The 4,655-nt window shown below is 72.8% G+C and carries 6 protein-coding genes; 5 read left to right on the top strand and 1 reads right to left on the bottom strand.

The window, feature by feature from the left end; genetic code table 11:
• Positions 1–45: 45 nt before the first annotated feature.
• On the bottom strand, positions 46–1,134 hold the full coding sequence (locus ACFWB8_RS36735; RefSeq protein ID WP_385237573.1) for a tyrosine-protein phosphatase: 1,089 nt from the start codon (positions 1,132–1,134) through the stop codon (positions 46–48).
• A 400-nt stretch (positions 1,135–1,534) separates the two neighbouring features.
• Between ACFWB8_RS36735 and ACFWB8_RS36740 the strand changes: the two genes are divergently transcribed.
• From ACFWB8_RS36740 to ACFWB8_RS36760, 5 genes are all read left to right on the top strand, one after another.
• Entirely contained in the window at positions 1,535–2,647 is a 1,113-nt protein-coding gene (locus ACFWB8_RS36740) for an ADP-ribosylglycohydrolase family protein (protein WP_385237588.1), read from the top strand.
• Between the two features lie 68 nt (positions 2,648–2,715).
• Positions 2,716–3,576, top strand: coding sequence for an LLM class F420-dependent oxidoreductase (locus ACFWB8_RS36745; protein WP_385237576.1), 861 nt, complete (start codon positions 2,716–2,718; stop codon positions 3,574–3,576).
• A gap of 47 nt (positions 3,577–3,623) precedes the next feature.
• Positions 3,624–3,905, top strand: coding sequence for a type II toxin-antitoxin system Phd/YefM family antitoxin (locus ACFWB8_RS36750; protein ID WP_385237579.1), 282 nt, complete (start codon positions 3,624–3,626; stop codon positions 3,903–3,905).
• A gap of 3 nt (positions 3,906–3,908) precedes the next feature.
• Entirely contained in the window at positions 3,909–4,187 is a 279-nt protein-coding gene (locus ACFWB8_RS36755; RefSeq protein ID WP_385237582.1) for a type II toxin-antitoxin system RelE/ParE family toxin, read from the top strand.
• Positions 4,188–4,313: 126 nt separating this feature from the next.
• Entirely contained in the window at positions 4,314–4,607 is a 294-nt protein-coding gene (locus ACFWB8_RS36760) for a hypothetical protein (RefSeq protein WP_385237585.1), read from the top strand.
• Positions 4,608–4,655: the final 48 nt, after the last annotated feature.

The following is a 4,655-nucleotide window of genomic DNA, read 5'->3' on the forward strand; positions in this document are numbered from 1 at the left end:
GGCCGGGAGGCATCCGGCCGGGCTCCCGCCCTGCGCGGCGGCGGATCAGCCGACCAGCAGGTCCTTCTTGAGCTCCTTCAGCTCGCGCGCGTCGATGCCGAGCCCGTCCTTGAGGTAGCGCCCGAAGGAGCCGTACGCGGCCTCGACCTCGTCGTACCCGGCGTTCAGGTACTCGGGCCGCACGTCGAGCATCGGCTTGTAGACGGCGGCCTGCGCGGCGGGCAGGTGGGAGAGGACCGCGTCGTTGGCGGCCTTGCGGTAGTCGTTGCTCGCCAGGTAGTCGGCCTCGACGGTCTCGCGGGGCACGCCGAGGGCGGTCAGCAGGGTGGCGCCGGCCCAGCCGGTGCGGTCCTTGCCTGCGGTGCAGTGGAAGAGGGCCGCGCGGCCGCGGTCGCGCTCGATGCCTTCGAGGACCTGCGTGTACGCCTTCTTGCCGCCCTCGCCGGAGACCATGGCCTTTTCGGCGTCGACCATGGCCTTGACGGCCTCGTCGGGCGACTTGGGCATGGTCTGGAAGGCGGGGGACCCGGCGAAGACGTCGGCGACGACGTAGGTGGCGCCCGCGGGGACCTGGTCGGCGTCCTTGGTGCGCTCCTCCGTCATGCGCAGGTCGAAGACCGTCTTGACTCGCAGGCGCTGGAGCTTGGCCAGGTCGTTCGCGGTGAGCTTGTTCAGGGCGTCGGAGCGGTAGACCTCGCCCATCTTCACCCACTGGCCGGTGGTGGTGCGGTAGCCGCCCGCGTCGCGGAAGTTGACGGCGCCGTCGAGCTTGATCAGGCGGTCGGCGAGGCGCAGGCCCGCGCCGTGCTCCGGCTTGAAGTCGAACCACTGGCGGTCGGCGGCGGGCAGCCCCTTGACCAGGGCCTGGCCCTGGGCGCCGCCCCTGGCGACGACCTTGCCGTTCGCCTTGATCTCGACCCGCTTGGTGCCCTTCGCCGTCCACTTCAGGGTGTACGAGCCGTCGGCGCCGGCGGTGACGGTGGCCTCGGTGAAGGGGATGGACCGGCCGTGGTGGCCGTTCCAGGGGAGGTCCGCACCGGAGGCGGTGGCGGCGGGGGCCGCGACCAGGGACACGGTGAGTGCGGAGGCGACGGTGGTCGCGGCGAGCAGTGCCTTCTTCATGGCCTTCTTCATGGCTCTGAGGCTGTGGGCGGCCGGAGAACTGCGCGTGAACGCGGCGTGGCCGAAACCGACCGGTCCGAAGGCAAGTGGCAAAACGTGCCACTGGCCGATTCCGCACGTGCGCGACGGATCCCATGCACATTCCCGGACACATTCCGGCCGTTCTGTGCTCACTTCCGGGCCTCATGACCGACTACTTCCGGATTCGATCGAGCCTGTCTACTACAGTGCGCGCCAGAGCAAGCGGGGGCTGGGCAGGGGGATCGCGATGGACACGGCGACGGATACGCATGCGCAAAATGAGGGCCCGGGGGGGCCCGCGGACCCGGCCGGGCTGGCCGGATCACGCAGAGCCGGTCTCGGCCCGAGCAACGGCCCCGGCGCCGGCGACACCCTCGGCGGCCGGACCGCGGTGACCACCGGCCTGTGGGGCCGCGCCGAACAGCAGGACTTCCGCAGCCGCGTCCGCGGCACCCTCCTCGGCTCCGCCATGGGCGACGCCCTGGGCGCGCCCGTCGCAGGCCTCTCGCTCGACGGCATCCGCGAGACCCACGGCCTGGAGGGCCTGACCGAACCGGCCGCCGCCTACGGCCGCCGCGGCACCGTCACCGCCTCCACCCAGCTGGCCCTGTTCACCGTGGACGGGCTGATACGGGCCCACGTGCGCCGGGACACCGGCGCCTGGCACCCGCCGACCGACGTCCACCGCGCGTACCTGCGCTGGGCGGCCACCCAGCACGACTGGGGCCCCGACGAGCGCCGCAAGGACAACGGCTGGCTCGCGCAGGAGGAGTGGCTCTACGCCCGCCGCGGCCCCGACCGCGCCTGCATGACCGGCTTCGCCGACGAGACCCTGGGCACCCTGGAGCAGCCGAAGAACCCCACCGCCCGGGACGCCGCCGCCACCGTCCGCTCGGCCGCCTTCGGGCTGCTGGTCGGCTGGGAGCCGGCCCTGGTCCTCCAACTCGCCGTCGAGTGCGCCGCGCAGAGCCACGGCCATCCCACCGCCTACCTCTCGGCCGGCGCCCTCGCCGTCATCGTCCACGGCCTGACCCGCGGCGACTCCCTCGACGCGGCCATCCAGCGCGCCCTCGGCCTGCTCGGCTCCCGCCACGGCCACCAGCCCGTCACCGACGCCCTCCAGCGGGCGGTGGCCGCCGTCACCCAGGGCGCCCCGTCACCGAAGATGGTCGAGTCCCTCTCCCCCGGCGACGGCCGCGACGCCGAGGACGCCCTCGCCGTCGCCGTGTACTGCGCCCTCGTCGCCGAGGACGTCGCGCACGGCCTGCGCCTCTCCGTGAACCACGGCGGCGACTCCACCGCCACCGGCGCCCTGTGCGGGGCGCTGCTCGGCGCCCTGCACGGCGAGACCGCCCTCCCGGCGGCCTGGCTCGCCGACCTCGAAGGGCGCGCGACGATCCTGGAACTCTCCGACGACTTCGCCCTGGAGATGACCCAGGGCCCCGCCCTGCACGGCCCGGCGGTCTCCTCCCCGGGCTGGCTGGCCCGCTACCCCCGGGGCTGACGCACGCTCACCATTCGCGGCGCCACGACGTACCGTGGCCCTCCCACGTCACGGAGGTGTCAGCCCACATGCGGATCGCCACGACGATCTTCCTCACCGACCGCACCGTCTCCCCCGTCCGCCTCGCGCGCGCCCTGGAGGAACGCGGCTTCTCCGGCCTCTACCTCCCGGAGCACACCCACATCCCGGTCAGCCGGGACACCGCCGCGCCCATGGGCGGCGAACTCCCCGAGATGTACGGGCGCACCCTCGACCCCTTCGTGGCCCTCGGCCAGGCCTCCGCCGTGACCGAGCGGCTCCACCTCGGCACCGGCATCACCCTGGTCGCCCAGCACGACCCGATCGACCTCGCCAAGCAGGTCGCGACCCTGGACCACCTCTCCGGCGGCCGGGTCACCCTCGGCGTCGGCTACGGCTGGAACGTGGAGGAGGCCGCCGATCACGGTGTCGAGTGGCGCACCCGCCGCGAACTCGTCCGCGACCGCATGGCGTTGATGCGCGCCCTGTGGGCCCCGCAGCCCACGGCGTACGCCGGCCGGTTCTCCTCCGTCCGGGCCAGCGCGGCGTACCCGAAGCCGGTCCAGGCCCCGCGCGAGCTCGGCCCGGGCGTCCCGCTGCACGGCCCGCGCACCCTGATCGGCGGCCAGGCCGGACCGAAGCTCTTCGCCGCCATCGCCGACCACGCCGACGGCTGGCTCCCGATCGGCGGCGGCGGCCTCACGGAGTCCCTCCCGGTGCTGCGCCGGACCTGGGAAACCGCGGGCCGCGACCCCAAGTCCCTCCAGGTGGTCCCGTACGCCGTCCAGCCCACCCCGGGCAAGATGGCCCACTACGCCGCCCTGGGCATCGAGGAAGTCGTCCTCCAGCTCTCCTCGGAGCCCGAGGCGGAGGTCCTGCGCGTCCTGGACGGCTTCGCGCAGTACCTGTGACCCGGGCGCCACTCATGTACGGCATGTACATCTGGTACATTCATGGCATGAGTGAGCCCGTGATCGAATCCATGGCCGAGGTACGCAGTCACCTCGCGGACGCCATAGACCGCGCACACCGTGAGGGGGTGCCGACGATCATCACGCGCCGCGGCAAGCAGGAGGCCGTCGTGATCGACATCGACGAGTACCAGCGGCTGCGCCGCCTCGCCGACGAGGCAGAGGACGCCTGGCTGAACAGCCTCGCCGACGAAGCCGAGGGCGAAGGCGTCGAGGGATCCGTTTCGCTTGAGGAGATGGCCGCCATCCTCCGCGACCAGCAGGCGTGACCGATGGGCCACGTCACCCGGTTCACCTCACACGCACAACGCGACTTGCTCAAGGTCCCCCGCCCCGACGCCCTTCGGATCCTGCACCGGCTCGCCGAATTGCAGAGGGCCCTCACGGCGGGGGACACGGCAGCGTTCGACATCAAGGCCCTTCAGGGCCACGCGTCGCGCTGGCGCCTGCGCGTCGGCGACTACCGCGTGGTGTACACCGTCGAGGACGGCCGACTCATCGTCTGGGTGCTGGCCGCAGGGCATCGGCGCGAGGTATACCGCGACCGCTGAGGCCGGGAAGATCCTGGTCACGGAGGGCGTGGTCGACCCGGAGCAGCTCCGGCTGGACACCTTCTGCGGCCGCCTGACGCACCCGACCACGTACCGGGTCAGCGTCTTCGTACCGGAGGCCCGCTCATGACCGCCGCCCGGTGGGAGGAACTCCCGGCCGGGAACCGCACCAAGGCCGGCGGCTACGTCCTTCAGGACAGCCGCCTCCAGGGAGCCACGGCGTACGCCGGCCGGTTCTCCTCCGTCCAGGCCAGCGCCGCGTACCCCAAGCCGGAGGTGGTCCCGTACGCCGTCCAGCCCACCCCGGGCAAGATGGCCCACTACGCCGCCCTGGGCATCGAGGAAGTCGTCCTCCAGCTCCCCTCGGAGCCCGAGGCGGAGGTCCTGCGCGTCCTGGACGGCTTCGCGCAGTACCTCTGAAACCCTTCAGGATCCGAAAAGCCCCGGCATGCCCGACGGTGTCGGGCC

Source organism: Streptomyces sp. NPDC060031, assembly GCF_042736805.1.
Classification (GTDB): domain Bacteria; phylum Actinomycetota; class Actinomycetes; order Streptomycetales; family Streptomycetaceae; genus Streptomyces.

Excerpts from the sequence above, each read along its gene's own strand:
- ACFWB8_RS36745 (WP_385237576.1), top strand. The coding sequence starts at position 2,716 with ATGCGGATCGCCACGACGATCTTCCTCACCGACCGCACCGTCTCCCCC.
- ACFWB8_RS36755 (WP_385237582.1), top strand. The coding sequence starts at position 3,909 with ATGGGCCACGTCACCCGGTTCACCTCACACGCACAACGCGACTTGCTC.
- ACFWB8_RS36735 (WP_385237573.1), bottom strand. The coding sequence starts at position 1,134 with ATGAAGAAGGCCATGAAGAAGGCACTGCTCGCCGCGACCACCGTCGCC.
- ACFWB8_RS36750 (WP_385237579.1), top strand. The coding sequence starts at position 3,624 with ATGAGTGAGCCCGTGATCGAATCCATGGCCGAGGTACGCAGTCACCTC.
- ACFWB8_RS36760 (WP_385237585.1), top strand. The coding sequence starts at position 4,314 with ATGACCGCCGCCCGGTGGGAGGAACTCCCGGCCGGGAACCGCACCAAG.